Annotated in this window: 33 protein-coding genes; 18 read left to right on the top strand and 15 right to left on the bottom strand. The window is 66.0% G+C overall.

Annotated elements, in window-relative coordinates; genetic code table 11:
* Positions 1–145: 145 nt before the first annotated feature.
* A complete protein-coding gene (locus tag HWV23_RS07710) occupies positions 146–844 on the top strand; it encodes a TMEM165/GDT1 family protein (RefSeq protein ID WP_178289836.1) in 699 nt (232 codons plus the stop codon).
* Positions 845–953: 109 nt separating this feature from the next.
* Positions 954–1,301 carry a DUF8109 family protein gene (locus HWV23_RS07705; RefSeq protein ID WP_178289835.1) on the top strand — a complete coding sequence of 116 codons (348 nt, stop codon included), beginning with the start codon at positions 954–956 and terminating at the stop codon, positions 1,299–1,301.
* 398 nt (positions 1,302–1,699) lie between these two features.
* Here the strand turns inward: HWV23_RS07705 and engB are convergent, their stop codons facing one another.
* Positions 1,700–2,320 carry a GTP-binding protein EngB gene (engB, locus tag HWV23_RS07700; RefSeq protein WP_178289834.1) on the bottom strand — a complete coding sequence of 207 codons (621 nt, stop codon included), beginning with the start codon at positions 2,318–2,320 and terminating at the stop codon, positions 1,700–1,702.
* Between the two features lie 729 nt (positions 2,321–3,049).
* On the opposite strand from engB, the gene HWV23_RS07695 reads away from it, so the two are divergent.
* Genes HWV23_RS07695 through HWV23_RS07685 form a run of 3 tightly spaced genes read left to right on the top strand, consistent with a single transcriptional unit; the run spans position 3,050 to position 4,322 of the window.
* Positions 3,050–3,439, top strand: coding sequence for a 30S ribosomal protein S6e (locus tag HWV23_RS07695; protein WP_178289833.1), 390 nt, complete (start codon positions 3,050–3,052; stop codon positions 3,437–3,439).
* Between the two features lie 20 nt (positions 3,440–3,459).
* On the top strand, positions 3,460–3,873 hold the full coding sequence (locus HWV23_RS07690; protein WP_178289832.1) for a DUF7112 family protein: 414 nt from the start codon (positions 3,460–3,462) through the stop codon (positions 3,871–3,873).
* Positions 3,870–4,322 carry a DUF5807 family protein gene (locus tag HWV23_RS07685; RefSeq protein ID WP_178289831.1) on the top strand — a complete coding sequence of 151 codons (453 nt, stop codon included), beginning with the start codon at positions 3,870–3,872 and terminating at the stop codon, positions 4,320–4,322. The genes HWV23_RS07690 and HWV23_RS07685 overlap by 4 nt, the downstream gene beginning before the upstream one ends.
* A gap of 27 nt (positions 4,323–4,349) precedes the next feature.
* On the opposite strand, the gene HWV23_RS07680 is transcribed toward HWV23_RS07685, so the two are convergent.
* Both HWV23_RS07680 and HWV23_RS07675 read right to left on the bottom strand, forming a co-directional pair.
* Positions 4,350–5,429: a DHH family phosphoesterase gene (locus HWV23_RS07680; RefSeq protein WP_178289830.1), complete on the bottom strand. Its 1,080-nt coding sequence runs from the start codon at positions 5,427–5,429 to the stop codon at positions 4,350–4,352.
* Between the two features lie 67 nt (positions 5,430–5,496).
* Positions 5,497–5,934, bottom strand: coding sequence for a universal stress protein (locus tag HWV23_RS07675; RefSeq protein ID WP_178289829.1), 438 nt, complete (start codon positions 5,932–5,934; stop codon positions 5,497–5,499).
* A gap of 77 nt (positions 5,935–6,011) precedes the next feature.
* Between HWV23_RS07675 and HWV23_RS07670 the strand changes: the two genes are divergently transcribed.
* The 4 genes from HWV23_RS07670 (at position 6,012) to HWV23_RS07655 (ending at position 9,153) form a co-directional block, all read left to right on the top strand.
* A complete protein-coding gene (locus HWV23_RS07670) occupies positions 6,012–6,446 on the top strand; it encodes a universal stress protein (RefSeq protein WP_178289828.1) in 435 nt (144 codons plus the stop codon).
* 71 nt (positions 6,447–6,517) lie between these two features.
* On the top strand, positions 6,518–7,816 hold the full coding sequence (locus HWV23_RS07665) for a TIGR00341 family protein (RefSeq protein WP_178289827.1): 1,299 nt from the start codon (positions 6,518–6,520) through the stop codon (positions 7,814–7,816).
* 64 nt (positions 7,817–7,880) lie between these two features.
* Positions 7,881–8,630, top strand: coding sequence for an SIMPL domain-containing protein (locus HWV23_RS07660; RefSeq protein WP_178289826.1), 750 nt, complete (start codon positions 7,881–7,883; stop codon positions 8,628–8,630).
* Between the two features lie 76 nt (positions 8,631–8,706).
* A complete protein-coding gene (locus tag HWV23_RS07655; protein WP_178289825.1) occupies positions 8,707–9,153 on the top strand; it encodes a hypothetical protein in 447 nt (148 codons plus the stop codon).
* A 75-nt stretch (positions 9,154–9,228) separates the two neighbouring features.
* On the opposite strand, the gene HWV23_RS07650 is transcribed toward HWV23_RS07655, so the two are convergent.
* Positions 9,229–9,783 carry a hypothetical protein gene (locus HWV23_RS07650; RefSeq protein ID WP_178289824.1) on the bottom strand — a complete coding sequence of 185 codons (555 nt, stop codon included), beginning with the start codon at positions 9,781–9,783 and terminating at the stop codon, positions 9,229–9,231.
* 162 nt (positions 9,784–9,945) lie between these two features.
* Positions 9,946–10,923 (bottom strand): NOG1 family protein, encoded by a 978-nt coding sequence (locus tag HWV23_RS07645; RefSeq protein WP_178289823.1) that lies wholly within the window; start codon positions 10,921–10,923, stop codon positions 9,946–9,948.
* Between the two features lie 122 nt (positions 10,924–11,045).
* Between HWV23_RS07645 and HWV23_RS07640 the strand changes: the two genes are divergently transcribed.
* Genes HWV23_RS07640 through HWV23_RS07630 form a run of 3 tightly spaced genes read left to right on the top strand, consistent with a single transcriptional unit; the run spans position 11,046 to position 11,991 of the window.
* On the top strand, positions 11,046–11,405 hold the full coding sequence (locus tag HWV23_RS07640) for a DUF5518 domain-containing protein (RefSeq protein WP_178289822.1): 360 nt from the start codon (positions 11,046–11,048) through the stop codon (positions 11,403–11,405).
* 24 nt (positions 11,406–11,429) lie between these two features.
* A complete protein-coding gene (locus tag HWV23_RS07635; RefSeq protein ID WP_178289821.1) occupies positions 11,430–11,750 on the top strand; it encodes an ASCH domain-containing protein in 321 nt (106 codons plus the stop codon).
* A gap of 43 nt (positions 11,751–11,793) precedes the next feature.
* Positions 11,794–11,991 carry a hypothetical protein gene (locus HWV23_RS07630; protein ID WP_178289820.1) on the top strand — a complete coding sequence of 66 codons (198 nt, stop codon included), beginning with the start codon at positions 11,794–11,796 and terminating at the stop codon, positions 11,989–11,991.
* Between the two features lie 47 nt (positions 11,992–12,038).
* Here HWV23_RS07630 and hisE read toward each other — a convergent pair whose 3' ends face one another.
* The 5 genes from hisE to HWV23_RS07605 all read right to left on the bottom strand — a co-directional run bounded on the left by hisE (position 12,039) and on the right by HWV23_RS07605 (position 14,908).
* A complete protein-coding gene (gene hisE / locus HWV23_RS07625; RefSeq protein WP_178289819.1) occupies positions 12,039–12,338 on the bottom strand; it encodes a phosphoribosyl-ATP diphosphatase in 300 nt (99 codons plus the stop codon).
* Positions 12,338–12,781 carry a bifunctional nuclease family protein gene (locus tag HWV23_RS07620; RefSeq protein ID WP_178289818.1) on the bottom strand — a complete coding sequence of 148 codons (444 nt, stop codon included), beginning with the start codon at positions 12,779–12,781 and terminating at the stop codon, positions 12,338–12,340. Before HWV23_RS07620 ends, hisE begins: the two co-directional genes overlap by 1 nt.
* Positions 12,782–12,849: 68 nt before the next feature.
* Positions 12,850–13,251 carry an SHOCT domain-containing protein gene (locus tag HWV23_RS07615; protein ID WP_178289817.1) on the bottom strand — a complete coding sequence of 134 codons (402 nt, stop codon included), beginning with the start codon at positions 13,249–13,251 and terminating at the stop codon, positions 12,850–12,852.
* 46 nt (positions 13,252–13,297) lie between these two features.
* A complete protein-coding gene (pdxT, locus tag HWV23_RS07610) occupies positions 13,298–13,876 on the bottom strand; it encodes a pyridoxal 5'-phosphate synthase glutaminase subunit PdxT (RefSeq protein ID WP_178289816.1) in 579 nt (192 codons plus the stop codon).
* 66 nt (positions 13,877–13,942) lie between these two features.
* Complete coding sequence (locus tag HWV23_RS07605; RefSeq protein WP_178289815.1) at positions 13,943–14,908, bottom strand: cation diffusion facilitator family transporter; 966 nt, start codon at positions 14,906–14,908, stop codon at positions 13,943–13,945.
* Between the two features lie 66 nt (positions 14,909–14,974).
* On the opposite strand from HWV23_RS07605, the gene HWV23_RS07600 reads away from it, so the two are divergent.
* A complete protein-coding gene (locus HWV23_RS07600) occupies positions 14,975–15,499 on the top strand; it encodes a metallophosphoesterase (protein WP_178289814.1) in 525 nt (174 codons plus the stop codon).
* Between the two features lie 185 nt (positions 15,500–15,684).
* Here the strand turns inward: HWV23_RS07600 and HWV23_RS07595 are convergent, their stop codons facing one another.
* On the bottom strand, positions 15,685–16,470 hold the full coding sequence (locus tag HWV23_RS07595) for an ArsR/SmtB family transcription factor (RefSeq protein WP_178289813.1): 786 nt from the start codon (positions 16,468–16,470) through the stop codon (positions 15,685–15,687).
* A 77-nt stretch (positions 16,471–16,547) separates the two neighbouring features.
* On the opposite strand from HWV23_RS07595, the gene HWV23_RS07590 reads away from it, so the two are divergent.
* Positions 16,548–16,745, top strand: coding sequence for a DUF7859 family protein (locus HWV23_RS07590; protein WP_178288261.1), 198 nt, complete (start codon positions 16,548–16,550; stop codon positions 16,743–16,745).
* On the opposite strand, the gene HWV23_RS07585 is transcribed toward HWV23_RS07590, so the two are convergent.
* Positions 16,746–17,756: a threonine aldolase family protein gene (locus tag HWV23_RS07585; RefSeq protein ID WP_178289812.1), complete on the bottom strand. Its 1,011-nt coding sequence runs from the start codon at positions 17,754–17,756 to the stop codon at positions 16,746–16,748. It lies immediately after the preceding gene.
* Positions 17,757–17,866: 110 nt separating this feature from the next.
* On the opposite strand from HWV23_RS07585, the gene HWV23_RS07580 reads away from it, so the two are divergent.
* Positions 17,867–18,346, top strand: a complete 480-nt coding sequence (locus HWV23_RS07580) for an RNA-binding protein (protein ID WP_178289811.1) — start codon at positions 17,867–17,869, stop codon at positions 18,344–18,346.
* A gap of 247 nt (positions 18,347–18,593) precedes the next feature.
* On the opposite strand, the gene HWV23_RS07575 is transcribed toward HWV23_RS07580, so the two are convergent.
* Positions 18,594–19,364 carry a DUF1028 domain-containing protein gene (locus tag HWV23_RS07575; RefSeq protein ID WP_178289810.1) on the bottom strand — a complete coding sequence of 257 codons (771 nt, stop codon included), beginning with the start codon at positions 19,362–19,364 and terminating at the stop codon, positions 18,594–18,596.
* Positions 19,365–19,511: 147 nt separating this feature from the next.
* Here HWV23_RS07575 and HWV23_RS07570 point away from each other — a divergent pair, with 147 nt between their 5' ends.
* A complete protein-coding gene (locus HWV23_RS07570; RefSeq protein ID WP_178289809.1) occupies positions 19,512–19,865 on the top strand; it encodes a cell division protein SepF in 354 nt (117 codons plus the stop codon).
* A gap of 4 nt (positions 19,866–19,869) precedes the next feature.
* Here the strand turns inward: HWV23_RS07570 and HWV23_RS07565 are convergent, their stop codons facing one another.
* Positions 19,870–21,807 (bottom strand): S15 peptidase family protein, encoded by a 1,938-nt coding sequence (locus HWV23_RS07565; protein ID WP_178289808.1) that lies wholly within the window; start codon positions 21,805–21,807, stop codon positions 19,870–19,872.
* A 133-nt stretch (positions 21,808–21,940) separates the two neighbouring features.
* Between HWV23_RS07565 and HWV23_RS07560 the strand changes: the two genes are divergently transcribed.
* Both HWV23_RS07560 and HWV23_RS07555 read left to right on the top strand, forming a co-directional pair.
* Positions 21,941–22,888, top strand: a complete 948-nt coding sequence (locus HWV23_RS07560; RefSeq protein WP_178289807.1) for an ABC transporter ATP-binding protein — start codon at positions 21,941–21,943, stop codon at positions 22,886–22,888.
* Positions 22,885–23,658, top strand: a complete 774-nt coding sequence (locus tag HWV23_RS07555; protein ID WP_178289806.1) for an ABC transporter permease — start codon at positions 22,885–22,887, stop codon at positions 23,656–23,658. The genes HWV23_RS07560 and HWV23_RS07555 overlap by 4 nt, the downstream gene beginning before the upstream one ends.
* Before the next feature lie 6 nt (positions 23,659–23,664).
* Here the strand turns inward: HWV23_RS07555 and npdG are convergent, their stop codons facing one another.
* Positions 23,665–24,333: an NADPH-dependent F420 reductase gene (gene npdG, locus HWV23_RS07550; protein ID WP_178289805.1), complete on the bottom strand. Its 669-nt coding sequence runs from the start codon at positions 24,331–24,333 to the stop codon at positions 23,665–23,667.
* Positions 24,334–24,493 lie beyond the last annotated feature (160 nt).

The raw sequence follows: 24,493 nt of genomic DNA, 5'->3' as shown, positions 1-24,493 counted from the left end.
CCCTCACCCTCGCCGCTCGGATTAGATTTGAACCTTTTTAGGATTAGGGGCATCTAATTACACGTAATGGGAGCTGATACCGTGGCGATCCGGGCGAGTACCGCCGCGCTACGAGGCCGCGGTATCGTCGGGGTGACCCGCTGATATGGCCGAGTTCCTCACTATCGTCGCCGTCGCCTTCGTCGCGCAACTCGCGGTGCTGCCGGGCGAGAAGGTCCAGTTCATCATCGCGGGGCTGTCGACGCGCTATCATCCCCTCGGTGTCGTCGCCGCCGCGACTGCCGCCTTCGCCGGCTGGACGGCGCTGGAAATCTGGTTCGGTCATCTGCTTCAGCAGGTGCTCCCGCCGCTCGCTCTCGACGGCATCACCGCCGGGATGTTCCTCCTCTTTGCGTATCTGCTGGCGCGGTCGGCGCCCGACCCGGGTCAGGACATGTCGACGGTCGCCGATGGCGGCCTCGGCGTCGCCGAGGACGTCCGCGTTCCCATCATCGACCGGGAGGTCCCGGAGGTGTTCGGCGGCTATCTCCCCATCTTCGTATTGATGGCGGCCGGCGAGTTCGGCGACAAGACGCAACTGGTAACCATCGGCCTCGCCGCCCAGTACGGCGCCACCGCAGCCATCTGGCTCGGTGAGATGCTCGCGATTATCCCCGTCAGCCTGCTGAACGCCTACGTGTTCAGCCGGTTTGCCCACCTCTTCGAGGCGCGGACGGTCCACTTCGTCGCCGCCGGCCTGTTTGCCTTCTTCGGGCTCGATACCGTGCTGGCGATGGCGACGGACGTCTCGGTGTGGGAGACGATCGTCGGTGCGGTTGCCGACACCGTGCTGGCGCTGGCGTAGCACTTACTGTCCCGGGACGACAGCGGCTAGCTGTGGACTGACTATTCTCCCATTCCACGAATCTTCTAAGCGAAAGCGCTTATGTATGTAGGCGACAAGCGTTGTCGTAATGCGATACCGAACGATTCTCGAACAGAAAGTCGACGAATGGGAGGACGGCTACGGCGTGGTGCAGATCGTGACGCCCGAGGACGCCGACGAGAACCAGCTCCGGTTCTGCTACTACAAGGAGGGTGAGTTCGTCAACCGGCCGTTGACGATTTCGCCGTCGCAGGACGCCGCCGAGCGCACCGGTGAGGTCGTCGATACGATGGCGAGTCTCGCACGTACGTTCACGGCCGACGAAATCGAAGCCCTCGTGGAGGAACTCGGCGAGGAGAAAATCCTCGAACTCTCCGTGCTCATCGAGGAACTCGGCAAGAGCCGACTGATGGACATCCTGCAGTCGGAGACGTAGTTCCACGAGCAGGCGAACCCCTCGCCCCTGTGAGCACGTAAGCGTGGATTCTTGGTGGTCCAGAGCCAAGTGCCGATGGTGGCGGTGACGACAGTTACCCCCTCTGAGCCCCTTGTGATGAGGGACTTTCTCTGAGCCACCGTTCCAACTTCTGACGAGAGGCTTCAACAATCAACGAGCGGTTAGTATCCGCCGAGTGGGGCCTTCGGAGAAGGCCCCCGAGGCGGTTCTCCGCGCGACCGCAGGGAGCGCGGGACGGAGGCCCGACCGTAGGGAGGGCCGACGTGTCTTTTTCATCGAACTTTTGCACGGCGCGCTACGCGAGCGTGGCGGCTTCGCCGCCACGTCATGTGGTTGCGGGCGTAGCCCGCAACCCGCGCCGGCAAAAAGTTCGTGGTTTAAAAGAACTTGAAAAGGTCGTCCCGCTGCTGTTCGTGCAGATGGTGCCGAACCGCATCGTTGAGCGGCTGGATATTGCCCCGCTTGGCGGAGATTGGCGCGAAGATGTGGTCGAACTGCTGCCACGGGGGATAGAAGCCGAGGCGTTCGGCGAGTTCGTCGAGGCGGTCGTCCTGCTCGTCGACCTTGTCCATCTTGTTGACGGCGACGACGGTGGGGATGTCGAGTTCCTGGAGGAAGCCGAACATCTCGACGTCGTGGGGAATCTCGTCGGGGCCGGAGTGGCGGTCGATGATATCGACGGCGGCCTTGCCGTCGACGACGAGGACGCCGACGAGGATGTTGTCGGCGTACTCTTCGAGGTACTGGACGACGCGGCGTTTGATGTCCTCGCGGACGTCCTCGGGGACGCCGGACATGAAGCCGAATCCCGGCAGGTCGGTGATGACGAAGTCCTCCGAAGTCCAGTCGTAGTGGTTCGGCTTCTTCGTGACCCCGGGGCTGCCACCGGTGGCGAACTTGCTGTGGCCCGTAATCTCCCGCATCAACGTCGATTTCCCGACGTTGGACCGCCCGAGAAGGACGACCTCCGCATCGCGGTTCGGGCGTGAATCGAACATATGTATGTTTGACTGCTGGCTCGGATAAGCCGACCGGTTCTGCTGGAATTGAGGGGTTTGATGTTGCCGACTGCTACTCAAGAGGGACTGCCGCCTCCGAAGCCCTCGGCCGGCTCGACTCGCGCGGCTCGCTGCGCGCCTCGGTCGCGTTGCTCCCTGCGGTGCTTGCGTCGCCGTGCTTCGTCCATCCGGCCTCGCCCTTCGATTCCGCCAGGTACCGCGACCGCAGCCACACCCTCCCCAACCGACTCCTTCACCCTCGCTTTCGCTCGGGTTCAGTCGTCCCTCGCACGGCTCCGTCTGACCGCCGCTCGCGGTGTGCTCGCGGCGGTCGGCCAGCGCGCGCCATTTATAAGACTCACTTGGCCGGGAGCGAGTGGTCGCCCTCGGCGACCCTCGCGACCCGGGGAAGGGCAGGCGCGGTGCGGTCGCGGTTCCTGGCGGACAGAAAGGGCGAGGTGCGCTGGCGTTTATATAGTCGCCTCAGCGACCACTATCCGAGCGAAGCGAGGATATGTCGCTGAGCGACCGCCAGCGGCCGAGGGCTTTCCGGCTGTTTGCAGCCGAGGAGTCGCCAAGCTCGATTTATAAACCGCCAAAGAACACAACCCCAGTAGAGCAAAACACCCGAAAGCGCGCCGAAGCGGGTGAATAGATACCGAATCCAAAAACGCCCAGCCACCAATCTGTTTCAATACCCTTTTGCCGCCGCACCGAGTGTCATCCCGTATGGCAGACTTTCAGGTCGTCGTCGGGGACGAGGACGGCACTACGTACTCCTTCGAGGTGGACGGACAGGACGCGAACCGATTCATCGGCCGTTCTATCGGCGAAACCGTCGACGGTGACGCCCTCGGCCTCTCGGGCTACGAACTCGAAATCACGGGCGGCTCCGACACGTCGGGCCGACCGATGCGCGAGGACGTCTCGGGCACGGACACCGCCGAAATCCTCCTCGAGGGCGGCGTCGGCTTCGAGCCGAGCGTCGACGGCGAGCGCAAGCGCGTGACCGTTCGCGGCGCGGAAATCTCCGACGACACGCGACAGATCAACGCCAGCATCGTCGAGCAGGGCGAGGAGTCCATCGACGACCTCCTCGGCGGCGAGGACGACGAGTAACGACCGCGGTTCATTCTTTCATGCCGAGCCTTTCTTCAGACGGTGTCGAAACCGTCCGTGCGTCGATAGAGCAGGCTGGCGCGTTGAACCGTCCGAAAGTCGTCGTTCCCGAGGGGACGATGCCGGAGGGCGTGGTCCGCGTCGAAGCCGGCAACACAACCTACCACGCCGACGTGCAGGTCGGACTGGACGGCGACGTCGAGATTCGCGGGCTCTACGAGAACGCCCGCTTGGCCCGCGAACGCGACGGTCAGAACCGTCTGAGCGAGTGGGTCGACGAGAAGGACCTCGAAGCCGGCCGGTCCGTGCTCGTCGATATCGTCGTCGATGGCGAACAGTACGGCTTCCGGGCGCCCGGTGAGGACGCGGTCTACCAGGTCGCCGACAGCCCGGACGACAGCCTCGCCTCGATAGCGGAGGACCTCGACGGATGAGCGAGGACGGCGAGGAGAGCGCCCTTTACGACGCCTTTCTTCGCGGGGAGCGCCCCGAGGACATCCTCATCTACCTCCACGAGGAGGGCGTCGGCTCCATCGACGACCTGCTCGAAATCGGCACGCGCGTCGAGGACGGCGTCATCCTCGTTCTGCCGGGCGACGACGGCAAGGCCGCCTTCCAGAGCGCGACGGGGCTGGATGCGATGGATTTCGCCGGGCAGGCGATGCAGACCGACGGCGACATCGCCGAGGACTGCACCAGCGGCAGTTGTCCCGAGGTCGGCGACGGCGAGGCCGACGAACACTACGTCAAGTTCGTCTTCGCCTTCGCCGAGGAGCAAAACGAGGCCGTCGGCGGTATCTACGCCGAGGGCGACGTGATTCACGCCTACGCGGCCTGTGCCTGCGGGACGACCTACTCCGACAAGTGGGTCGTCGAGGAATAGCGGGCGGAACGTTCCGTTCTTTTCGCGTTATGCGTCGGCTTCGGACTCCTCGTCGTCGAGGTTCCGGAAGGCGTCGAGGATGACCTGCTTCGTGATGGCGCCGCGGGTCGTCCAGTGGTGGGCGTAATCCAGCATGTCGTCGTAGATATCGGGCTTGCAGCCGGCGGCTTTCGGGTGGCCGCCGCCGCTGACCTGTGCGGCGACTTCGTGGCAGCGCTCGAACTCGTCGGTGCCGCGAATCGACGCGGAGCCGGCGGGTTTGACGATGACCGAGGCGTCGGCGCCCTCCTCGCGCATCGCTTCAGCGACCTCGTTTTGCGAACACCGGCCGTAGGTGACGCCGACCGTCCAGTCGCCGATGACCTTGTACTCGGCGCGGTCGACGGCCTTCTCGATGAGGGCTTCCTTCTCGACGCGCTGTTCCTCGAGGAAGTCCTGGACCTCGGCGGGCAGGTCCGCGCCGTGTTCGGTCACCGTCTCGATGTACTCCTCGGGGTCGGCCCAGTGGGAGTTGTCCGCGAGGTCGTCGCTGCGGGGGTCGTCGCGAATCCAGAGGTCGTGGTCGCGGGTGACTGCCGCGAGGTCGACGAAGCGGTCGTCGAAGTCGAAATCGAGCGAGCGGAGCGCCACGTCGGTGGTACACTCCTCGTCGGAGTCGCCGACGACCAACTCGGCGTGCTCGCGGACGAGGTCGACGTATTCGTCGTCCCACTGGTGGTGGTCGAACCAGCGCACCGAGTCGGCGAGTTCGGCCACCAGCGGCAGCGATTCGATGTCGTACTCCGAATCCGGACAGAGGTCACAGACGTAGACGTCGATGCCGGGTTCGGCGTACTCGGCGACGTATTCGAGGGCTTCGCCGAGTTCGTGGGGGCCAGCAGGCAGAAGTGAGGCCTCGTCGAAGGCCTGCCGCAGGAGGGCGACACAGCCGAGGCCGTCGGCGTCGGGGTCGGCGATGACCACGCGGTCGGCGTCGGCCAACGTCTCGCGGGCCTCCTGTTCGGCCTGTGCCTCGTCGAGCGAATCCGGCATGAAAAAGCCCTCGCCCGGGAGGACCGAGCGACGGCTAAGGGGGAGGGTCTCGTCGTCGATGAGCCAATCGTCCATACCGACGGGTGGGGCGCCCCGGGGAATAATCCCTCGTTCGGCGGTGGCGCGTGCGTGTCGCGCCCGACTAATCCAACTGCCGAACCGTCAACACCGGCTTCGGCGAGGTGCGGACGACGCGTTCGGCGACGCTACCGACCAGAAAGGAGTGTTTGCCGCTCCGGCCACGGGTACCCATCGCCACCGCATCGGCCTCGATATCCCGGACGTAGCCGACGATTTGTTTGGCCGGGCGGCCGACACGGACCGCGGTTTCGAGGTCGACGGGATACTCGCGGTCCTCGTTGGCTTCGATAACGTTATCCAGCGCGTCCTGTCCCTGTTCGTCGAGAGCCTGCCGGACGTCACTGTGGAGCCGTTCGGGCAGTGACTCTACCTGACTCTCGTTGATGACGTAAAGCGCGTGGACGGTGGCGTCGAACTTCGCCGCGAGGTCGAGCGTGCAATCCACGGCCCGGCCGACGCTCTCGGAGCCGTCGGTTGCGACCACCACCGTCTCGAACATACCAGACTGTCGGCCCGCCGTCGGCTTAAAAGTACCCGCGGACACAGCTTTTTGAGTACCCGGAGCAAGACTCAGGTATGCAGGTCGATACGGTCCTCGTTCCGGTCGACGGTTCCGAGACGGCCCTGGAGGCCGTCGAGTACGCCACCGCCGTCGCCGAGCGCTACGAAGCGGGCGTCCACGCGGTGTATCTCGTCGCGGAGAACGCCGGCGACGCGATGGCCAACGGCGAGGTTACCGCCGAATCGGTCGCCAAGCAGGGCGAGGAAATCATGGCCACCGTCCGGACGCTCTCCGGTGAGGTGCCGATCACCCACTCGTCGGCCTGCGGCTTTTCGGTCTCGCGGCTCTCGCAGCACCCCGGAAGCGTCATTCTCGACGTCGCCGAGACCCTGAACGCGGATTTCGTCGTCGTCCCGCGGGAACCGGTCACCGGCGACCCCGAGGCGGTCATCGAGAAGGCCGCCGAGTACGTGCTGGCCCACGCCTCCCAGCCCGTCCTTTCGGTGTGAGTCCGGCACCCGTTTTCGGTCGGCTCTCCCGACGGCGACAGGGTTAACGCGGTGCCGTTCGACGGGCCAGTGTGCGACTCGTTCAGGTGACCATCCCTGCCGGCAAGCGGGAGACGGTGCTGAAGGTCCTCGACGAGGAGGGTATCGACTACGTCGTCACCGACGAGACCAGCGGCCGGGAGTACACGGCTGTGGCGTACTTCCCGCTGCCGACGAACGCCGTCGAGCCGATTCTGGAGGACCTCCGCGAGGTCGGCCTCGACCGGCAGGCCTACACGGTCGTATTGAGCGCGGAGACGGTCGTCTCCGAGAAGTTCGACCGCTTGAAGGAGGAATACGGGGAGGAAAACGGGGACAGCAGCGACCGCATCGCCAGACAGGAACTGGTCGCCCGCGCCGAGGAGTTGGCCTCCTCGCTGCCGACCTACGTCGTGATGACAATCGTCTCGGCGGTCATCGCCACCGCCGGCCTCCTGTTGGACTCGCCGGCGACCGTCGTGGGGTCGATGGTTATCGCGCCGCTTATCGGCCCGGCGATGGCCGCGGCGGTCGGTAGCGTCGTCGACGACGCCGAACTCTTCCGACGGGGCATCCTCCTGCAGGTCTTTGGTGTTCTCCTCTCTATCGTCGCGGCGACGGGCTTCGCGGTCTTCGTGCAGATGGCGAACCTCGTGCCGCCGGGGTTGGACCCGCTGGCCCTGAGCGAAGTCGAAGAACGGCTCTCGCCGAACTTCCTCTCGCTCGTGGTCGCCCTCGGTGCGGGCGTGGCCGGCGCGCTCAGCCTGATGACCGGCATCAGCGCCGCGCTGGTCGGCGTCATGATTGCGGTGGCGTTGATTCCGCCCGCGGCGACGGTGGGTATCGGCATCGCCTACGGCCTTCCCGCGCTGGCGGTCGGGTCCGGCGTCCTCGTCGCGGTCAACGTCCTCTCGATTAACCTCGCGGCCCTGCTGGTCCTCTGGTATGCCGGCTACCGGCCGGAACACTTCTTCCGCCGTGACCGTGCGCGCGTCGCGACCCTCAAACGGGTCGGCGTCCTCGTTGCCGCCATCGCGCTCCTGTCGCTGTTCCTCGGCGGCGTCACCTACGACTCCTATCAGACGGCGACGGCCGAACAGGACATCCGCGAGAGCGTGAACACGGAACTGGCGGACCCGGCCTATCAGAGCTATCAACTGGTCGAACTGGAGGTCCGAACGGAGACCGAATACGTGCTCTTCCACCGCCCGGAGACGGTGGTCGTCACCGTCGGCGTCCCGCCCGACGCCCCACGGCCGGGCCTCGCGGAGGCGATAGACAACCGTCTCCGGACCGAACACGGCCTCGATATCGACGTGCAGGTGCTGTATTTCGAGGTCGAACGCGCCTGAAGACTCAAAGGCGCGTTTGATGTTTCGGCGTTTATAGGGTAGTCGCCGCCGCACGGAGACGTGTATGCAACGAGATGCCCTCCCGGTGCTGGTCGTCGTCATCGCCATCCTCGGCGCGGCGCTGGCCGGCGCCGCGCTCGTCACCGCGGCGAGCGGCGACACGACTGCACACGACCCCGCGAACCGAGCGATTACCGTCGACGCGACCGGTGAGGCCGACGCCCCGCCGGACCAGGCCGTCGTCCGCGTCGCCGCGACCGCCGAAGGCGACAACGCGAGCGCCGTCCGTGACGCGCTCGTGGCCGACGCCGAGACCCTCCGCGAGGAACTCGCGGCGGCCGGTGTCAACGAATCGGCCTACGAAACGACCGAATACCGCATTCACGAACAGCGACACCCGCGCGAGGAGGAACGCGAGGGGCCCGCCTACCGCGGCGTCCACGCCTTCGAGGTGACGGTGGATGACCCCGCCCGCGCCGGGGACGTCATCGACGCTGCCACCGCCGCGAACGCCGAGGTCGGCGCCGTCCGGTTCACGCTCTCGGAGGACACCCGCACGGACCTCCGTGAGGACGCCATCGACAACGCGATGGCCGACGCACGCACGCAGGCCGACGCCATCGCGGCCAACGGCGACCTGCAGGTGACCAACGTCGCCACCGTCGATGCCTCCCAGCAGCACTACCGCCCGGTCCGATACGAGGGGGCCGTCGCCGAGGCGTCGGCCGATGGCGCGAACACGCGACTCGATACCGGGTCGGTGTCGGTCTCCTATCAGGTGCGCGTGAGTTACAACGCGACCGCAGTGAACTGACGCGTCGCTTCTTCCCCACGGACCGTTTCGAGTCCACAGCCGGCTATTTTATCCGCGTGCCGTTCGTATGATAGGTATGGAGAAGCAGACCGTCGAGTCGTGGGAGGAGGCCGTCACGCTGGCGCGTGCGCTCGGCGCCGAGGAGTCGGTGGCCGTACCGAAAGCCGCCGAGCCGGCGCTTCCCACCGATATCGACCTCCGGCGGTCGAACTTCCCGTGGTCGATTCATAAGGGAGCGGTCTCGGTCTACCGCGAGCACGAACAGGGCGAACACCTCCAGATTCGGGAGTACCCCACCTCGTGGGTCGTCTCGCTCGACCACTACAACCCCCACTACCACCCGGTCGAACACGCGACGGTCGACATCCCGGCGCACATGGTCATCGCCATGGGCGCGCTCACACCGGTTCGGGGCTATCGCTGGATATTCGGCGATAGGTTGCCGTCGCCCGCCGCCGGTATCGCATTCACGACGGCCGCGGTCGGCATGCTGCCGAAGTTCGGCCGGTCGTTGCTGCCCTGAGTAGCGGCCGATTGACGAGAAAAACAGGCGAAAAACTGTGCCGTCCGTCGACAGACCGGGGGACCTTACGCGCGGTTAGGCGTCTTCCTCGGTTTCGTCGTCTTCTTCATCGTCCTCTTCTTCATCATCCTCCTCTGCCTCATCGTCGTCGTCTTCCTCTTCGTCGTCCTCGTCTTCGGATTCCTCGCTCTCGTCGTCATCCGCCTCGCCGTCTTCTTCCTCTACGTCGTACTCGTATTCCTCTTCGACGAGGGAGAGCGAGCCGTCATCGACGACGTACTCCAGTTCGCCCTCCGCGTGGTCGGACTCGTACTCGACTTCGAGTTCTTCGAGGGACTCATCGTCCTCGCTGAGCGCCGAGCGGTTGACCGTCGCCGTTCCGTCCGCGTCGGTGGTGACGGTTACCTCCTCTTCGCCTTCGACGGTGACCGAGGCGTTCTCTACGGGCGCGCCGTCGTCAGTCACGGTCACCGTGACGGTTTCGTTATCGAGCGCTGCATCCATCTCGAGGTCGGATACGGACGCCGACGACGCGCCGGCATCCGTCTGGGCCAGTCCCGTTACTGCGGCACCGCTTCCAGCAACGAGCAATACTGCCAGCACTGCCACCAGGGTCTTTGAGACTGACATTGCAGTCGGCACGACGGCCCTACGGAAGATAAAGGGGGTAAACCGTCACACGGAGTTTGACCGAATTTATTCGGATTAAAACGGTTTGATCGGGCCGGAGAGCGCTTCTCCGAAGCTACTGGCCGATTGACTATCGATTCGCGGGGCACTGAAAAAGGCCGGTTACTCCTCGAAGGGCAGTTCGGGTTCGTGGCCGACCGCTTCGATGGCGGCATCGAGGACCTCCTCGACGTTCTCGCCCGTTTCGATGCTCATGTAGTAATCGGCCTCGACGTCGGTCGAGCGGTCCGACTTGTTGCAGACGACGAGGACGGGCACGTCGAATCGGTCCTGAACCTCTTCGAGCAGGTCGAGTTGGTCCTCCAGGGGGTAGCCGCAGGCCGCGCTGGCGTCGACCATATATAAAACGGCGTCGGCGAGATGCTCCAGTGCGGAGACTGCCTGCGACTCGATGGCGTTGCGCTCCTCGGAGGGCCGGTCGAGGACGCCGGGCGTGTCGACCAACTGATAGCGGATGTGGTTTCGCTCGATGTGGCCGACGTTGATGCCCGTCGTCGTGTACGGATAGGAGGCCGTCTCGTTCGTCGCGTTGGTGACGTCGTTGACGAAGGAGGATTTGCCGACGTTCGGGTAGCCGGCGACGACGATGGCGGGTTCGTCCGCCCGAATGTCGGGCAGGACTTTCAGCGCGTCCCGTGCCTCGCCGATGGCCAGCAGGTCGTCGGCGACGCCTTCGGTTACGTCCGCAAAGCGGGCGAAGGCCTGCTTGCGGAGCTTTCGGGCGGTGTCGCTGTCGGCGTTGCGGATGCGGCCGTGGTACTCCTCTTTGAGGTTCTCGATCTGGCGACCGGCGCTCATGACCGACGAGAGGTGCTGGCGGAGGTTGTCGACGCCGCCGACGTCCGTCTCTGCGAGCGTCGCGTCGGCGAGTTCGTAGTAGAACTCGTCGACGAGTCCGAAATCCGGCCACGAGGTAACGACGTTCTGGAGGTTATCGGAGAGGATGTTGGCCGAGGTCTGGAGCATCGACTCCTGGGCCTCGATCCCCTGTTTCGCTCGCCCCGCGCGTGCTGCCCGCGAGAACGCCTTGTCGACCAACTCCTCCGACCGGGGCACCGTCGGAAGGTCTTCGAAGTCCATACCTCGGATAGTGGGTCCGTCCCTATAAGGAGCGTGTCTCGCGTACGGGCGGCTAACCCCCGTTTTCCGGCCGGCAAGCCGCTTGCCGGAAGCCATTTGCGCGACGGCGACCTATGGCGCCCATGGTAAACTGGCGTGCCGTCCTCATCGGCGCTCTCGTCGGTATCGTCGCCGGGGTCTTCGCGTTCGCACTGCCGGTCGTCGGCCACGTCGGCGCGGGGCTAGTCGGCGGGTTCGTCGCCGGCCTGATTGCGGGCGGCGGCGTCCTCCGCGGCGCCTGGCACGGCCTGCTTGCGGGCGCGCTCGGCGGTCTCCTGCTGGCGGTCATCGCCGGCCTGCTGGTGGCGGTAATCGGCCTCACGCTCGAAGGCCCCGTCGGCGCGGTGGGCGGCCTCGGCGTCTTCGCGGTGGTCGCTTTCATCGCCGTCCTACTCGCGGTCGACAGCGCCATCGGCGGCGCCGTCGGCGGCCTCCTCGATTAAGGGGCTGGCACCCGTACTGGGGGTATGGCACGCATCGACGCCGACGCGCTGCTGCCGAACGACCGCGTCAAACAGGCCGCCCTCGACGGCGACATCACCCAACTCAGCCGCGGGGCCGGCAATCGCTACGCCGAGGCAGGCGACACCTTCGACGTCGACGGGACCACCTTCGAGGTGACGAGCGTCGAGGAGCGCACGCTCGGGGATTTGACCGACGCCGACGCCAAGCGAGAGGGGTCGCCGTCGCTGGACGCCTACAAGAAGCGCATGGAGAAGGTCCATCCCGGCGATTTCGAGTGGGACGAATCCAGCGAAATCCTGACCTACCGGTTCGAACCGCAGTAAACTAGGCCGGACCGTTTTGTCCCGTCGGCCCGATTTATCGGGTATGTTCGCTCCCGCCGAACCCTTCGCCAAAGCCATCCGGGAACTTCTGCAGACGTCCCTCGAAGACGCCGTCATTTACGGTGACGACGGTACGACTGTTCTCCACGAGGGACCGGCGACCATCAAACCGGACGGGTGGGTCGAATTGCCCGATGGAACGTTGCTCTCGCCGGGCGCAATCCACCACATCGACCGCTAGGCGTTTTCGCACGGGTTCGTTTTATAAACAAACAACACGAAATGCGGTCACCGACGCTCACGAAGCTCCGCACGCAGGTCCGCGACGTCCATGTCCTTCATCGAGAGCAGAACCAGCATATGATAGACGATGTCGGCGGCCTCGTGGGCCAGTTCCTCGTGGTCGTCGTCCTTGGCCGCGAGAATCAGTTCGGTCGATTCCTCGCCGAGTTTCTCCAGCACCGCGTTCTCGCCTTTCTCGTGGGTGAACAGCGAGGCCGTATACGAGTCCTCGGGCAACTCCTCCTTTCGGGATTCGATGACGGCGAACAGTTCGTCGAGAATCTCGTCGGTCGACCCCTCGCTCATCAGGCCATCACCTCGCGGACGTCGTCCAGTTCGTCGTACTCGTCGGGGGACTCACGGCCCACCTCGAAGACGCCGTCCTCGATTTCGATGTCGGCGTTGGTGCGGGCCGCAAGCGCCAGCGAGTCGCTCGGGCGGGCGTCGACGACGGCTGCCTCCCGCGGCGTCTCGATGTGGAGGTCGGCGACGTAGGTGTCCTCGTCGAGGCCGGAGATGACGACGCGGTCGACGCGGCCGCCGAGTTCCTCCATCACGTCGAGCATGAGGTCGTGGGTCAGCGGCCGCCCGATGTCGGTGGCGTCCTGTCCGCGGGCGATGCTGGTCGCCTCCTCGACGCCGATGAAGATGGGCAGTACGTCCTCGCTGTCCGCGACGCCGAGGAGGACGACCGCCGCCAGTCCCGTTGGGGTCTCGGCGACCCGAACCCCGTCGATGTGTGCGTCCATACGTTCGGCACGGCACGCACGGCTAAAAACGCGTTCGTCTCTGCAACGCCGCGGTTCGGCCGACCGTCTCAGCGCTCGCGTTCCCGGTCGGCCTCGGGGCGCGTCTCGATTCGGTCGGCGTAGTCCCGGGCGTCGCCCACCGATTCCGTCTCCAGCAGGCGTTCGACGCGTGCTTCGAACTCCGCTTCGGTCAACTCACCGCGCGCGTAGCGCTGGCGCAAGTCGTCCAGGGCTTGGTCCGTCTCGCTTGGGGACGACGCGGTCCCGTCGGTCGACTGCTGATAGTACTTGACGGCCCCCATCGCCGCCGGCAGGAGGCCGGCGAACCCCACGGGGAAGGCGACCCAGAAGAACTCGAACCCCGCGAACAGCAACCCGAAGCCAGCGAGTAGCGTCAGCGTGATGACGACGCCCGCGGTGACCTCCTCCAGCGGGGTATCCCCGTCGTCTGGAACCTGTTCCGATTCCATTGCTGTCCGAACGTCGACCGCGCGCCCACTTCGTTTTTCGCCTCGATTACTCGAAGAAGGCCAGTCCGTGAATCCGGGAGTCCTCGGTGAGTTCGGGATGGAAGGCGGTGCCGACGATGTTGTCCTGCTGGACGGCGACGACGCGGTCCTTGGCGGTCGCGAGTACGTCGACGCCCTCGCCGACCTCGTCGATGGCGGGCGCGCGGATGAAGACCGCCGGGAACGGCTGTTCGAGCCTCTCGACGTCGAGGTGGGCCTCGAAACTGTCCTTCTGCCGGCCGAAGGCGTTGCGGTCGACGGTCACGTTGAGGATATCGAGCGTCTCGACGCGGTCGTCCTTGGCGTCGCGACTGGCGACGATGAGGCCGGCACAGGTGACGAGCATCGGCTTGCCGTCGGCGGCGAAGGCCCGAATCTCGTCGTCGATGCCCTCCTGTCGGAGGAGGCGGGAAATGGTAGTCGATTCGCCGCCTGGCATGAGCAGGAGGTCGCAGTCGGGGACGATGCCGGGGTCGCGAATCTCCCGGACTTCGACGGATTCGCCGTGGCGGTCGGCCGCCCGGCGGATGGCGTCGGCGTGTTCGGAGACGTCGCCCTGAACGGCGATGACGCCCGCTGTAAGCATACCGACCCTTGCCGACTGGCGGGGAAAAAGGACTCGAAAGGCGGCGTCCGAACCGACGCCGGGCAGTCAGTCCGCGGGCTCGATGTAGACGAACGCGACGCGGTCGTCGGCCTCGCGGAGTGTGTTCTCGACGTCCTCGATGGCGAGGTCGACGTCGGCCGGCGAGAGGTCCGTCTCGAAGCGCACGTCGCCGACCACGAGGACCTTCTGGGGGCCGACGAAGGTCGTCTGCAGGTCGTCGATGCCGAGAATACCGTCGCCGCTAGCGATGATTTCCCGGAGGTCGTTTTCGGCCGTCTTTTCGAGGCTCTCGCCGAGGATGAGTCGCTTGTTCTCGATAGCCAGCAGGATGGCGAAGACCATCAGGAGGATGCCGATGACGACCGCCCCGGCGGCGTCGTAGACGGGGTTTTCGGTGATGCGGGTCGCGAAGATGCCGACCAGCGCGACGACGAGACCGATGAGGGCGACGGTGTCCTCCGTGAAGGCCGTCAGCGTCGTGATGTCGCTGGTCCGCTCGAAGGTCTCACGGTAGCCCGACCAGCCGTACTGGTCCATCTGCCGTTTCAGTTCCGCGCGGGCCTTGACGAACGCGTAGACCTCGAAGACGATAGCGCCCAGCAGGATGGCCACCGACACCCAGAAGGGGTCGACGGGTAGCGGGATGTCGATGGTGTAGCCGAGGAACTCGGCGGCGCCGGCCTCGGTTTCGTGGCCGCCGTGGCGGAGTTCCTCGTAGCCGTGTTTGAGGCTCTCCCAACCCGCGATGCCGAACAGCAACACGGAGACGAGGAAGGCATAGAAGAACTGCGCACGGCCGTAGCCGAACGGATGGGCCCGGTTGGCCTCCTGCTGGCTGTACTTGATGCCGACCAGCAGGAGCACCTGATTGCCCGTATCGGAGATGGAGTGGTAGGTCTCGGCCAGCATGGAGGGACTCCCCGTCAGCAGGAAGCCGAGGAATTTCAGGACGGCGATGGCCCCGTTTGCGAACATCGCTGCGACGACGACGCCGGTACTGCCGCTTGCCATACGACCGACCACTCCCCGCCGGGACTAAGGCGTTGGTGTCATGGGCCCCCTCGCCGTAGCGCCGGTATGCTCGTCGCCCTCTCGGATACCCACGGCCACGAGTCGACCCGGCTCGAGGGTCGCACTGCCGAGGCCGTCGACGCCGCCAACGTCGTGATTCACGCCGGCGATTTCATGACCGAACCCGTCCTCGATGCCTTCGACGACCGCTGTGACCTGCGGGGGGTCTACGGCAACAACGCCGACGAGGCGGTCCGCGAGCGCCTGCCGGCCGAGCGGGTCGTCGACTGGCAGGACCTCCGCATCGCGGTCACCCACGGCGACGGGAAGACCGAAACGGCGCTGTCGATGTTCGCCCGACAATCCAACGCCGACCTGTTGGTTTTCGGCCACTCCCACAAACCCGAGTTCCGGACGGGCACCGTCCCGATGTTGAACCCCGGTAGCCACGCGGACCCGCGCTGGAACCGGCCGGCACACGCCGAACTGACGTGGGACGAGGAGAGTGGACTCGCCCGGGGGCGACTGGTCGAACCCTCGGGTGAGGTCTTCGAGGAGTTCACCGTGGAACCGCGAGTTATCGACGGATAGCCGGATTGTGCGGCAGAGTGGGGGAGGAAGAACGCGCCGAACGCCGATCGGTCGGGCAAGGGCAAACGTCAGCGGGGTGGAGGGCCGAAGCGTTCAGCGCATCTATTCATACGGGCATGGTTGATAAGGCACCGGCGAAAGGTCAAAAAAGCGTTTTAGGTATCGAAAACCCACGGAAAGCGACGCTACGGCCGGGTCCGGACGTAGGTCAGCGCGACGATGACCGTCAGCACAGTTGCGCCGCCGAGGAAGAACGCCAGTCCCGGCGGGAGCCCGCCGCCCAGCGCGTCGATGACGGCGGGCAGGTCCATGCCGTCGGCGGCTTCCGTCGCGACTTCGGTCGGCGTCATCGTCTCGGCGGCCTCCGGGGCCTCCGTCGGGGCCGGCGTATCGGCGGCCGCCTCCGTCTCGGTCGACTGAATGCCGACATTGCCGCCGTTTCCGCCCTCCGTGGACGTCGGCGTCCCCGTCGCCGAGGGCTCCGGCGTCGGCGTCTCGGTACCGGCCGGCGCGGCGCCCTCCCCGCCCGCCCGGAGGAGGCTGCGGCCGAACAGTTCCTGAATCGCCAGCGCGCCGACACCGAGCGCGAGGAAGCCGCCGAAGAGTCGCGAGAGCGCGGCCCGGAGGCCGGAGGCCCGTTCCTGCTCGCCGGCGAAGATGACAAGCGGGCTGTCGGCGGGGCCGTAGACGTTCATCTCGCGGCCCTTCTCGGAGTAGGCGGTACCGACGACCTCGATGGCGCCGGCGTCTTCGAGCTTTTCGAGGTGGTACTGGGCGTTCTGCAGCGAGGTGTCGACGCGGTCGGCCAACTCGCCGGGCGGCGCGGGGTCGTCGTGTAACTCCGAGAGAAGCCGCCGGGCCGTCGTCGAGGAAAGCGCCGCCATCAGGTCGTCGGCCTCCTCGCTGTCGAGGCCGACAACCCGTGGCTCGCTGTCCGGGGAGATATCCGGACTGGAGGGCAGGAGACTCATCGAACGTAGCTTTTGAACCCGTGGGCATGAACTTTGTTCCCCGAAACGCCTTTGCCCCGGCGCGGCAACCGCCGACTATGGATGCGCTCGCGCCACTCACCGCGCTCGCGGCGGCCCTCGCCGGGCTTCAAATCCTTCCCGGCGACGTCTCGCCCGCGCTGGTCGGCATCATCGTCGTTCTCCTGCTCATCGTCTTCGGGCTCTTCCTTTTCGTCCGGCGTATCCTCCTGAGTTTCACCGAAGGGCTTCGGCGGGGCCGCGGGGGCAACGAGTAATCAGCCGCGCAGGCCCTCGATGCGGCGAATCGTCGATTCGATATCCTCGCTGTCGACGCCGAGGTGCGTACAGAACCGCACGACGTTGTCGCCGAAGGGCACGCCGAGGACGTCCCGCTCCGCGCAGGCGTCGAGGAACTCCTCGGCCGGTTCGTTCGTCTCCACGAGGACGATGTTCGTCTCCGGGTCGCGCGCGTCGATGCCGTCGAGTTCGTCCAGTCCCGCGGCCAGTCGCCGGGCGTTTTCGTGGTCCTCGGCCAGTCGCTCGCGGTTCTCTAAGGCGATAAGGCCCGGCGCGGCGATGATGCCGGCCTGCCGCATCCCGCCGCCGAACAGTTTGCGGACGCGGTGGGCCTCCTCGATGAAGGCCTCGCTGCCGACGAGCATCGACCCGACGGGCGCGCCGAGGCCCTTCGAGAGACAGCACATCACCGAATCGACGTTCTCCGCCAGTCGCGCGGCGTCGGTATCCAGCGCCGCCGCGGCGTTGAACAGGCGCGCGCCGTCGAGATGGACCGACACGCCGCGCTCGTGGGCGGCCTCGCAGGCGGCGTCGATGCGCTCGGCCGCAATCGCGGTGCCGCCCTTGCTGTTGTGGGTGTTCTCCAGACACAGCAGGCCGGTTCCGGCGCGGTGGTCGTCGGCCTCCACGTAGCCTTCGGCGACGGCCTCGGGCGTGATGACGCCTCGCTCGCCGCCGTCGACGGTGCGGACCTGCACCTCCGAGTGCTGGGCGAGGCCGCCGAGTTCCCACTTGTAGATGTGGCTTTCGGCCTCAACGAGGGCCTCCTCGCCGCGTTCGGTGTGGACGCGGGCGGCTATCTGGTTGCCCATCGTCCCCGAGGGCACGAAGAGTGCGTCCTCCTTGCCGAGCACGTCGGCGACCTTCGCTTCGAGTTCGTTGACCGTCGGGTCCTCGCCGTAGACGTCGTCGCCGACCTCGGCGTCGGCGGCGGCCTCACGCATCCCGAGCGACGGCTTCGTTACCGTGTCGCTCCGTAAATCTATCATACTGACACGCGGGCCGCCGCGGCCTTAGCGGTGACGGGACGGTCCCGAGGCGCCGCGCCGCTCCCGGCCCGGACCGGCGGTTTTTAACTCGTGACGCGCCAAGCCCGGGTATGGACGTCAAGTCCCGCCACCACCTCCGGTCGGACGAAATCAGCGAACTGGAGGACGCCCTCGCCGAAAAGCTCGGCGTCGACCTCGACGGCGACAGCTACGAGCGCGTCGAGTTCGACGACGTCGACCGCGAAGTCGTCCTCGTCGACGGCGAGCCGCTGGTCGCCTCCTTCGACGACGAACTCTTCCTGACGGTCGTCGGCGCCAACGAACACCCGCCCGAAAACCACGTCGTCACCGTCGACTCGGGGGCCATCTCCTTCGTCTCCGACGGTGCCAACATCATGCGGCCCGGCATCGTCGAAGCCACCGACGACATCGCGCCGGGAGACCTCGTCATCGTCGTCGAGGAGAACCACGGCAAGGCGCTCGCGGTCGGTCGCGCCGAGGCCGATGGTAACGATATGGTCGGCGACTCCGGGAAGGTCGTCGAGAACCTCCACCACGTCGGCGACGAGCTATACGAGTTTCATGTGTGATTTCAGCCGGCCGTCTTTCTTCCCTGCGTAGACCATTTATAAACCGGGCTCCTGGCGGATGAAGGGCGAGCGCGCTACGGTCGTCTGAACCGCGCTGCGCTCCTCACTCGCTTCGCTCGTTGCGGTGCTTGCGGGTTCGGACTCCCGTAGCGTGCGAGGGCTTCAGAGATGTTGCTCGCGGTTCCGTATTCGGTATCCACAAAACGGCTCCCGAAGCCCTCGCCCTTCGTCCACCAGGGTGGTCGTCTTACTCCTCGCCCACGTCGTTCATCTCGTCCTCTTCGTATGCGTCCTCGTAGAGTTCCATCGCGTCCTCGTGGCCCTGCACGGCTGTTTCGTAGGTCTCGCGGAGGTCCTCGATTGGCGTCTCTGTGGCGTCGATGCGGAGGTCGTTGTAGGCGGGGTCCAGCGCGAACTCCTCGGTGGATTCGACCATGAGCGCGGCGCTCTGGACGGGCAGTTCCTCTCGTTTATCGCCGCCTTCCTCGTGACCCGCTTCGAGGGCGTCGATGAGGCGTTCGGCGAGCGGTTCCTCGCGGTCGCCCGTCTCGCGGTTCCCTTCGGTATCCGCTCGACTGTCCGCGCCGCGTGGCGGCGCGCTCTTCTCGTAGGCCTCTGTGACCGACTCGATGACTTCCTCGCCGGTCAGGAGGTTGCCGGCGACGGTAAACGACCCGCCGTCGTGGTGGCCGTACCACGGCTTGCACTCCTCGCCCGAGAAGACGAACGAGCCCTCGCTGTCCACGCCGTGGAGCTGGCGGTTTGCGGCGCCGTCGTCGGCATTGAGGAGGGATTGGAGGGCGTCCTCGACGGCCAGCCCGTCGTCGATGTACTCGATGCCCTTCTCGCCCAACTCGATGTTGACGAGGCTCTGGGTGGCGACCGCGCCGTTCTCACTGATAAACGGACAGAGCGTGCCGACTCCCGCAAGCCGGGTGGTGACGGCGACGCCGAATCGGGTCTGGTCGGTGCCGTCGTCGTCCTCGTACTCCTCGCGAACGCAGATGCTGAAGGTCATGGTCCCATCTGGGCCACGGCGATGCAAAAAGATGTGTTCGGCGGAAACGGAGCGTCGGGTCGTCGACGCGGTGGCGCACCCGCCGACGGCCCTCTCGACGCGTCGTCTGACGTAAAGCCTATGCCGCCAGACCCCGCTTTCGCAGGTATGGGTCTCATGAGCAAGCTTCTCGGCGGCAACTCCCACAACGCCGAGGACTACGTCGAACTCGATATCGATGACTTCGACGCTGACGCCGGCGCGGCGAGCATGCAGGTACACTTCGCCGAAATCAGCGAGAAAGGCGACGTCGTCGACATCAAGGACGCCGTCTACGACGGCGACGTCGTCATCGCCGACATCACCCGGCATACGACGACCGACCGGACGATGGAGCACATCTCGGACGAACTCAAGCAGGTCGCCAACGAGGTCGGCGGCGACATCGTCCAGAAGGAAGACGACCAGATCGTCATCACGCCCGGCGGCGTCGGCATCTCGCGGTCGAAACTCGGCCGATAACCCGTTAGACGTCGGCGCCGACGAGCAACACCGTCCGTTCGGTTCCCGAGACGGTCCGCCACTCGGTGCCGTCGTCGCTGACTTCGACCGGACCGAACGTGTAGACGTTGCTCTGGTCGACGCCGGCGGGCGCACGCGTCAGATATTCTCTGCTGTCGTCGGCCACCTTGCCGTGGAACTCGATGTAGTTCTCGGTCGTTTCCGGCGGGGCCGTTCGCTCGTAGGGGTGGTCGGCGTCCACGACGACCCAGCCATCGGGCGTCCGGTCGCGGACGAACGTCGGACCGCCCTCGACGTCCAACTCGTGGCTGTGGTGTGACCCGCCGGTGGAGACGGTGCTGCCGCCCGAACGGGTCACCGTCGCATCGGTATCGGCTTCCTCGTCATCGTCGCCGTCGCTCTCGTCGCTCCGGACCGGCAGCGTCAGCGTCGACCCGGCGTGGTCGACGAGGGCGCCAGCGCCCGTGCGTGCGGAGGTGAACCCGGCGTCGGTCGCAGCCAGCGCGAGGCGGAGCGTATCGCCCGATTCGAGGTGTCGCTGCGTGCCGACGAGTTCGAATTCGACGGTCCGCGACTCCCCGGGCGTGCCCTCGATAGCGACCGGCGCGACCTGATTGTTGAGCAGCGTCGCCTCGCCGTCGGAGACGTGATACAGTTTCCCGAAGAGGAACGCTCGGGCACCGACAAGCGTCACCGAGAGGGACAGTTCGGGGGTGCCGAGGACCTCGATATCGTCGCCGATAGTCAGGTCGAACTCCGCGACCGACGCGGGTACGGCGTCGGTGTTCTCGGGACTGAAGTGACTCGTCGACGTGGGTGCTGCGGTGTTGATAACGGGGCTCTGTCCCTCCCCGGTGAGATCCGAAAGCGAGACGTCGAGCGATTCGGCGTCGCTCGGCGGGAAGCCGTCGGCCTCGCGGAACTCGCCGTTCTGGATGTCCCAGTAGGTCAGCGACGCGATTCCCGAGTCGCCGTCGTCCCGGAGGTGCTGGTCGAACCACGACATCGCCATCGACTCGATTTCTTCGACCTGTTCGGTCGGTTCGGCCGTCTCTGTCGCGGTGTGGCCGCCGTTGAAGAGGACGAACCGTGAATCGACGCCGTCGTTTCGGAGCGTCTCGACGATGCGGTGGCCCTCGTTGGGCGTAAAGAGGGTGTCGGGAAGCCCCTGTACGACCAGCGCCGGGGTGTCGATGCGGTCGGCCTTCGAGACCGTCGAGCGGACCTTCAGGAACGACTCGCCCTCCGGCGGAAGCCGGTTTTGCCCTACCGTCTTGGTGTAGATTTCGTGGAGTCGCGGGGAGACGCCGCGCTGGAGGTTCTCCGGGTCGGGGCTCTCGACGCCGCGGGACGCGGCGATACCCGACCCGTACAGCAGCGTCGTCCAGCCGAGTTTCGGGACGCCGTTGGGCACCAGCGAAAAGGCGAGGTCGTGCCACGGGACGACAGGAACCAGCGCGTCGATGCGGTCGTCGACCGCGGCGGCGTTGAGTTGGATACCGCCGGCATACGAGGCGCCGAGCATCCCGATTTTCGGCTCGCCGTCGGCGGCGTTGTCGATGCGGTCGTCCGCCCGGAGGAAGTCGATGAGTGCCGATACGTCGGCGACCTCTTTCGGCCCCGAGAGGCCGACTTCGGCGGTCGACTCGCCGAAGCCACGCTGGTCGAACGCCACGAGTGCATAGCCGTTGTCGGTGGCCAGCGGGCCGTAGCCTTCGACGCTGGATTTCGACCCGCCCCAGCCGTGGGTCGTTATCAGGGCCGCGTCGGCCCCGCCGTCGGGCACGAACAGCACGGCGGGTATCTCGGTCCCGTCGAAGGACTCGACGCTGTGTTCCTCGCGAGTGTAGCCGTCGCCTTCCGCCGCGGTGACCGTCCCCGTCCCCAGTAGCGACGCGAGCCCGATTCCCCCCGCAGCCGTCACGAACGTTCGTCTATCCATGGCTGCGGGTCGGAAGGTTCCCGGATAGGTTCATCGCCGACAATGAAGGGTTATTTAAACCCTGCCCGGCGTTCGGTGCCACGTCACGTCCGGTTTCAGCACCCTTAACCGGCCGAATCGACTCCGTTTTCGTATGGAACCTGCGATACGCGCCGACGACCTCCGGAAGTCATACGGCGACGTCCGGGCGCTCGACGGTCTCTCTTTCGAAGTCGAGCGCGGGGAGTTCTTCGGCTTGCTCGGCCCGAACGGGGCCGGCAAGACCACCTTTATCAACATTCTCGTCGGCCTCGTCCGCAAGGACGGCGGCACCGCCGAGGTGTTCGGCTACGACGTCGAAGACGACTATCGGGAGGCTCGGGACCGCATCGGCCTCGCGCCACAGGAGTTCAACGTCGACCGATTCTTCCCCATTCACGAAGTGCTCGAACACAAGGCCGGCTACCACGGCGTCCCGCCCGAGGAGGCCGCCGAACGGGCCGAGGACGCACTCAAGACTGTCGGCATCTACGACAAGCGCGACACGCGCTTCGACTGGCTCTCCGGCGGGATGAAGCGCCGTTTCCTCCTCGCGCGTGCGCTCGTCACGAATCCCGACCTGCTCATCCTCGACGAACCCACGGCGGGGGTCGACGTCCAACTGCGGCGGGACCTCTGGGGCGTCATCGAGCGCCTCAACGCCGAGGGGACGACCATCCTCCTGACGACCCACTACATCGAGGAGGCCGAACGCCTCTGTGACCGCGTGGCCATCTGTGACTCCGGGCGGGTCGTCGAGGTCGCCACGCCCGACGACCTGCGGTCGCGCGGGACCGACCAGCTCCACGTCACGCTGGCAAACCCGCCCGAATCGGTGCCCGACATCAAAGTCGACGACGTCATCGAGTACCGCGTCGAGGACGACGGCCTGCTCGTTACGGCGGGCGGCGGCCGAAGCGTCGCGCCGGAACTCCTGCGTGAACTCGAAGCCGCGGGCTACGAGGTGCTGGACCTCGATATCCGGCGGGCCTCCCTCGAAGAGGTCTTCGTCGACATGACTCGGCCCGGCGAGGAAGCCGAGGAGTTGGAGGTGCTGCAATGAGCACCTCGGTCTTCGGCGTCGGCTTTCGGTCGCTGCTCAAGCGGGAGATTCTGCGGTTCGTCCGCCGGCCCCGGAACACGTTCCTCCCGCCAGCGATTACGAACGTCCTCTACTTCGCCGTTTTCGGCGTCATTCTGGGCCAGCGTATCGACGACATCGCCGGCTTCGACTACCTGCTGTTCATCCTGCCCGGCCTCGTCGTGTTGGGCGCCATCGGCAACGCCTTCGAGAACTCCTCGTTCTCCATCTTCCACGGCCGCTGGAACGAGTATATCCATGAGACGCTGACCTCGCCGCTTTCCTACTCGTCGATGGTGCTGGCCTACATCTTCGCGGCGGCGCTTCGGGGCATTATCGTCGGCCTCATCATCATCGGCATCGGCCTCGTGTTCACGTCGGTGCCGGTCCGGCAGCCGTTCTTCCTCGTGGCGTTCATGGTCGTCGTGCCGCTGCTGTTTGCCGCGTTGGGCGTCATCGGCGGCCTCGTCGCCGAGGACTTCGACAACCTGACGGTGATGAACCAGTTCATCCTCCGGCCGCTGGTCTTCTTCGGCGCCGTCTTCTACTCGCTGGACGTGCTGCCGGGGGTCTACCGGACGCTGTCGCTTTTGAACCCGATGGTGTACATGGTCAACGGTGTCCGCTACGGCTTCCTCGGCTTTCAGGAGGTCGACCCCGTGCTTTCGCTGGGCGTGCTGTCGGGGCTGACGGCCGCCGTCATCGCGCTGGACATCTACCTCTTCAAGCGCGGCTACGGCCTCATCGACTGACGTCGCCTACTGGAACCGCACGCCGAGGTCGTGCATCCCATCGTTTTCGGAGGCGACGTTGATAAGCAGCGGCGTAATCGCCTCGACTTCGGGTGCGTTTGCGAGGCCGCCGACGTCCAGCGGGCGTAGCCCTTCGATTTCCCGTGCTAGATCCGACACGATGCCCTTGGCGTCCTCGTCCTCGCCGAAGACGAGGGTGTCCCACTCGAAGTCGTGGTCGAGGTCCGCGAGGCCGCCGGCCGGCAGGTTGTGGAAGGCCCCGACAAGCGACACGTCGTCGGGTTTGGCCTCCGCTGCAAGCGCGGCGACGCTGCCGGCACCGGGGCGGTTGTAGTGGAAGCCCTCGTCGTCACGCTTCATCCCGACGGCGGGGGTGACGAGAATCGTCTCGTCGTCGAGACGGTCGGCGATGTCCTCGACGGTGTCGACCAGATGGTAGGCCGGCACCGCCAGCACGACCACGTCGGCGCGGTCGGCGGCCATGGCGTTCTCGAAGCCCTTGATGTCCGCTTCGGTGCCGCGGCTTTCGAGTTCGGTCACGTACTCTTCGGCCTTGGTGCGGGCCTTCTCGGGGTCCCGCGAGCCGATGAGGACCTCGTGGCTGCTGTCGTAGCCCCACCGGAGGGCCAGTCCCTGCCCGATATCGCCGGTTCCGCCGAGTAGTGCGATTCGCATACCCGAATATCGCTCTTCCGGGGGTTAACCGTTGTGCGAGCGGAGATGGTTGCCGTCGGGCGGGCCGCTGGGCTGGAAACGGTCGACGACGAGGGGTTGCGTATTGCCGCAAAGCGGGGGTATTTATCACCAAAGTATATGTAAGGGTTGCCCGATAGAC

Origin of the sequence: Natronomonas halophila, from assembly GCF_013391085.1 — an archaeon.
Lineage (GTDB): Archaea > Halobacteriota > Halobacteria > Halobacteriales > Haloarculaceae > Natronomonas > Natronomonas halophila.
This window is presented reverse-complemented; position numbering and strand designations above follow the sequence as displayed.

Excerpts from the sequence above, each read along its gene's own strand:
- HWV23_RS07670 (WP_178289828.1), top strand. The coding sequence starts at position 6,012 with ATGCAGGTCGATACGGTCCTCGTTCCGGTCGACGGTTCCGAGACGGCC.
- HWV23_RS07555 (WP_178289806.1), top strand. The coding sequence starts at position 22,885 with ATGAGCACCTCGGTCTTCGGCGTCGGCTTTCGGTCGCTGCTCAAGCGG.
- HWV23_RS07705 (WP_178289835.1), top strand. The coding sequence starts at position 954 with ATGCGATACCGAACGATTCTCGAACAGAAAGTCGACGAATGGGAGGAC.
- HWV23_RS07660 (WP_178289826.1), top strand. The coding sequence starts at position 7,881 with ATGCAACGAGATGCCCTCCCGGTGCTGGTCGTCGTCATCGCCATCCTC.
- HWV23_RS07630 (WP_178289820.1), top strand. The coding sequence starts at position 11,794 with ATGTTCGCTCCCGCCGAACCCTTCGCCAAAGCCATCCGGGAACTTCTG.
- pdxT (WP_178289816.1), bottom strand. The coding sequence starts at position 13,876 with ATGCTTACAGCGGGCGTCATCGCCGTTCAGGGCGACGTCTCCGAACAC.
- HWV23_RS07685 (WP_178289831.1), top strand. The coding sequence starts at position 3,870 with ATGAGCGAGGACGGCGAGGAGAGCGCCCTTTACGACGCCTTTCTTCGC.
- npdG (WP_178289805.1), bottom strand. The coding sequence starts at position 24,333 with ATGCGAATCGCACTACTCGGCGGAACCGGCGATATCGGGCAGGGACTG.
- HWV23_RS07605 (WP_178289815.1), bottom strand. The coding sequence starts at position 14,908 with ATGGCAAGCGGCAGTACCGGCGTCGTCGTCGCAGCGATGTTCGCAAAC.
- HWV23_RS07695 (WP_178289833.1), top strand. The coding sequence starts at position 3,050 with ATGGCAGACTTTCAGGTCGTCGTCGGGGACGAGGACGGCACTACGTAC.
- HWV23_RS07580 (WP_178289811.1), top strand. The coding sequence starts at position 17,867 with ATGGACGTCAAGTCCCGCCACCACCTCCGGTCGGACGAAATCAGCGAA.
- HWV23_RS07615 (WP_178289817.1), bottom strand. The coding sequence starts at position 13,251 with ATGGAATCGGAACAGGTTCCAGACGACGGGGATACCCCGCTGGAGGAG.
- HWV23_RS07560 (WP_178289807.1), top strand. The coding sequence starts at position 21,941 with ATGGAACCTGCGATACGCGCCGACGACCTCCGGAAGTCATACGGCGAC.
- HWV23_RS07680 (WP_178289830.1), bottom strand. The coding sequence starts at position 5,429 with ATGGACGATTGGCTCATCGACGACGAGACCCTCCCCCTTAGCCGTCGC.
- HWV23_RS07645 (WP_178289823.1), bottom strand. The coding sequence starts at position 10,923 with ATGGACTTCGAAGACCTTCCGACGGTGCCCCGGTCGGAGGAGTTGGTC.
- HWV23_RS07595 (WP_178289813.1), bottom strand. The coding sequence starts at position 16,470 with ATGAGTCTCCTGCCCTCCAGTCCGGATATCTCCCCGGACAGCGAGCCA.
- HWV23_RS07600 (WP_178289814.1), top strand. The coding sequence starts at position 14,975 with ATGCTCGTCGCCCTCTCGGATACCCACGGCCACGAGTCGACCCGGCTC.
- HWV23_RS07565 (WP_178289808.1), bottom strand. The coding sequence starts at position 21,807 with ATGGATAGACGAACGTTCGTGACGGCTGCGGGGGGAATCGGGCTCGCG.
- hisE (WP_178289819.1), bottom strand. The coding sequence starts at position 12,338 with ATGAGCGAGGGGTCGACCGACGAGATTCTCGACGAACTGTTCGCCGTC.
- HWV23_RS07585 (WP_178289812.1), bottom strand. The coding sequence starts at position 17,756 with ATGATAGATTTACGGAGCGACACGGTAACGAAGCCGTCGCTCGGGATG.
- HWV23_RS07655 (WP_178289825.1), top strand. The coding sequence starts at position 8,707 with ATGGAGAAGCAGACCGTCGAGTCGTGGGAGGAGGCCGTCACGCTGGCG.
- HWV23_RS07690 (WP_178289832.1), top strand. The coding sequence starts at position 3,460 with ATGCCGAGCCTTTCTTCAGACGGTGTCGAAACCGTCCGTGCGTCGATA.
- HWV23_RS07575 (WP_178289810.1), bottom strand. The coding sequence starts at position 19,364 with ATGACCTTCAGCATCTGCGTTCGCGAGGAGTACGAGGACGACGACGGC.
- HWV23_RS07570 (WP_178289809.1), top strand. The coding sequence starts at position 19,512 with ATGGGTCTCATGAGCAAGCTTCTCGGCGGCAACTCCCACAACGCCGAG.
- HWV23_RS07620 (WP_178289818.1), bottom strand. The coding sequence starts at position 12,781 with ATGGACGCACACATCGACGGGGTTCGGGTCGCCGAGACCCCAACGGGA.
- HWV23_RS07710 (WP_178289836.1), top strand. The coding sequence starts at position 146 with ATGGCCGAGTTCCTCACTATCGTCGCCGTCGCCTTCGTCGCGCAACTC.
- HWV23_RS07650 (WP_178289824.1), bottom strand. The coding sequence starts at position 9,783 with ATGTCAGTCTCAAAGACCCTGGTGGCAGTGCTGGCAGTATTGCTCGTT.
- HWV23_RS07640 (WP_178289822.1), top strand. The coding sequence starts at position 11,046 with ATGGTAAACTGGCGTGCCGTCCTCATCGGCGCTCTCGTCGGTATCGTC.
- engB (WP_178289834.1), bottom strand. The coding sequence starts at position 2,320 with ATGTTCGATTCACGCCCGAACCGCGATGCGGAGGTCGTCCTTCTCGGG.
- HWV23_RS07590 (WP_178288261.1), top strand. The coding sequence starts at position 16,548 with ATGGATGCGCTCGCGCCACTCACCGCGCTCGCGGCGGCCCTCGCCGGG.
- HWV23_RS07675 (WP_178289829.1), bottom strand. The coding sequence starts at position 5,934 with ATGTTCGAGACGGTGGTGGTCGCAACCGACGGCTCCGAGAGCGTCGGC.
- HWV23_RS07635 (WP_178289821.1), top strand. The coding sequence starts at position 11,430 with ATGGCACGCATCGACGCCGACGCGCTGCTGCCGAACGACCGCGTCAAA.